The sequence below is a fragment of the Bacillota bacterium genome, assembly GCA_040754675.1.
GTDB lineage: Bacteria > Bacillota > Limnochordia > Limnochordales > Geochordaceae > Geochorda.
The window spans coordinates 1-2,741 of the sequence record JBFMCJ010000536.1 but is presented as its reverse complement, the minus strand read 5'-3'; the positions used below and the strand labels follow the sequence as shown (position 1 = coordinate 2,741).

Annotated in this window: 2 protein-coding genes; both read left to right on the top strand. The window is 66.9% G+C overall.

Features of this window, described 5'->3' with window-relative positions; translation table 11 throughout:
* The first annotated feature begins 138 nt into the window (after positions 1-138).
* On the top strand, positions 139-1,980 hold the full coding sequence (locus tag AB1609_20400; protein ID MEW6048804.1) for an ATP-binding protein: 1,842 nt from the start codon (positions 139-141) through the stop codon (positions 1,978-1,980).
* 18 nt (positions 1,981-1,998) lie between these two features.
* Positions 1,999-2,661, top strand: coding sequence for a response regulator (locus AB1609_20395; GenBank protein MEW6048803.1), 663 nt, complete (start codon positions 1,999-2,001; stop codon positions 2,659-2,661).
* Positions 2,662-2,741 lie beyond the last annotated feature (80 nt).

The window sequence follows — 2,741 nt, the reverse complement described above, 5'->3', positions numbered from 1 at the left end:
GGGCTGGAATTGCCCCGGCGGCTGGAGTACAATCGGGGCTGGCCCGGCAGATAGGCCAGTTGAACATGGTTAGGCTGTCTGCAGGGCCCCGCTGAGGGCCTGCGGCGCGCAGGGCCCTGGCCTTGGGAGCAACGCGACATGGTGGGCCTTCGTGGGAAGATAATGGGCGGATACGTCCTGATTACCGGTCTCGCCCTGGTGCTGAGTACGTGGTCGGCCATCAACTACGTGCGTTTGTCGGGCCAGCTGAACGCGATGATGGTACAGAACTACCGGAGCGTGGTGGCGGCCAGCCATCTCGTGTCCGAACTGGAGAGGCAGGACAGCGCGGCCTTGCTCCTGCTGCTGGGGGATGGCGAGGCGGAGGCGCTCTTCGAGAGCGCCCGCCGTGACTTCCTGGGCTGGCTGGCCCGGGCGGAAGCCAACGTCACGCTGCCCGGCGAGGGGGAAGTGGTGGGTCGCATCCGTGCCCTCTACCGGGAGTACTCGTCCGGCCTCGATGCCCTCTACCGGGCAGTGCGGGAAGGCAGCATTCCCCCGGCCGCGGCCAGCGCTGCCTACCGGGCCCGGGTACTGCCACAGTTCGATGCCGCCCGCCGGGCATGTTGGGACCTGTTCCGCATCAACGACCAGGCCATGGTGGAGGTCCAGACCCGCGTCAACGCCGCCAGTGCCCGCGGCGGCTGGTCGGTGCTGGCGGGAGGTCTGGCCGGGGTCGCCCTCTCTGTCCTGCTGGGATTGGGCGTGTCCGAACTCATCGCACGGCCCGTACGCCTCCTCTCCCGCTCCGCCCGGCGGGTGGGGGAGGGGCACCTGGAAGAGAGAATAGAGGTGCAGGGGCGGGATGAAGTGGGGCGGCTGGCAGCCGAGTTCAACGCCATGGTGGGGAAGCTGAGGGAACTGCGGGCCTCCGATGTGGCACAGCTGGCTGCCAGCCGCCACAAGCTGCAGGCGGTAATAGACACCATTTCCGACGGGCTGGTGGTGACGGACACGGCCCTGCGTATTGAATCGGCTAACCCGGTGGCCCAGGAGGTTCTGGGCTGGAAGGACGAGCAGGTGGCGGGCCGTCCCTTCTCCGAGGTGGTGGCAGATGACCGCCTGGTGGAGCTGATACAACGCCAGGTCAAGAGCCCCCCCTGCCGCGAGGAAGGGGAACCGTGCGAGCCGGTATTGATGGAACACAAGCAGGAGCGGGGCAGCCGTTTCTACCTGGCGGACGCCACGGCGGTGCGCCAGGATGACGAGGTGCTGGGCGTGGTACTGCTCTTGCGTGACGTCACGGCCATCGAAGAGGCGGAACGGTCCCGCTCGCAGTTCATGTCGGCGGTATCCCACGAACTGCGCACGCCACTGGCGTCGCTCACCATGGGGATCGGACTCCTGGCCGAAAGCAAGCTGTTCCGGCAGTCCCCGCGGGAGGCAGAGTTGGTGGCGATCCTGAAAGAGGATTCCCGGCGGCTGGCCCGTCTGGTCGACGAACTGTTTGAGATCGCCCGCCTGCGGGTGGGCCGCCTTCCTATGGCCCTCGTGCGGCTCGACGTGGGAGAACTGGTAGAAGCTGCTACCCTTCCCTTTGTGGCGCAGGCGGAAGCCCAGGGGGTCGGGTTGCGCCGTGAGGTACCGGCCGGGTTACCGCCGGTGCGGGCGGATCGGGAGAAGGTTACGTGGGTCATCTCCAACCTGGTGAGCAATGCCCTGCGCTACACGCCGCGTGGGGGTCGCATCACGGTGTCTGCCGAGCAGCGTGGCGACAGGGTGTACATCAGCGTGGAGGACACGGGGATCGGTATTCCCAAGGAAAAGCAGGAGACGATATTCGAGCCGTACACCCAGCTCGAGGACCGGGCCCGGGGCGGAGCCGGGCTCGGCCTGGCGATTTCCCGCGACATCGTGCGGGCTCACGGTGGCCGCCTGTTCGTGGAGAGCGAGCCGGGCAAGGGGAGCAGGTTCACTTTCAGCCTCCCCGTGGAGGCATGAGGACGGGAGGTGCGGGAATTGGCCAGGATTCTGGTGGTGGACGACGAGAAGAACGTAAGGGTGACGCTCGGGCAGTGCCTGGTCGAGGCGGGGCACGAGGTCGATCTGGCTGTCGGCGGGGAGCACGCCTTGCAGAAGCTGGATGAGGGGAGCTACGACCTGGTACTGCTGGACATCAAGTTGCCCGACCTCGACGGGGTAGAAGTGCTGCGCCGCATCAAACACCGCCGGCCGGAGCAGGCGGTGGTGATGATCACTGCTTACGGCACCATCGGGACGGCGGTGGAAACCATGAAGCTGGGAGCCCTGGACTACCTGCAAAAGCCTTTCACCCCGGAGGAGATCCGCAGCGTGGTGGCAGCCGTTCTGTCCCGTCAGGAGGTGACGGAAGAAGAGGCACGGCAGTCAGTCCGGGCCGCGGTGGAATACGCCAAGGCCTGCATCAGCCGGGGGAAGTCGCAGGATGCCATCCTTCACCTCAAGCGGGCCATTTCGCTGAATCCGGACAACCCCGAGGCTTACAACCTGTTGGGTCTGGTGGCAGAGCTGGGAGGCCAGCTGCCGGAAGCCCTCAAGATGTACCGGGCCGCCCTGGCAGTCGACCCTTCCTACCGCCCCGCCCTGGCCAACCTGGAGCGTGCCACCGGGTGGCGCTACACGCCACCGGCCCCGCCGGCGTGAGCCTGTCGGAGGAGGAGCAGGCAGTGTACGTCATAGTGGCGGGATGCGGAAGCCTGGGGGCGGAACTGGCCCGTACGTTG

Bases quoted from the DNA above. Each gene is read 5' to 3' on its own strand.
- AB1609_20400 (MEW6048804.1), top strand. From the start codon at position 139: ATGGTGGGCCTTCGTGGGAAGATAATGGGCGGATACGTCCTGATTACC.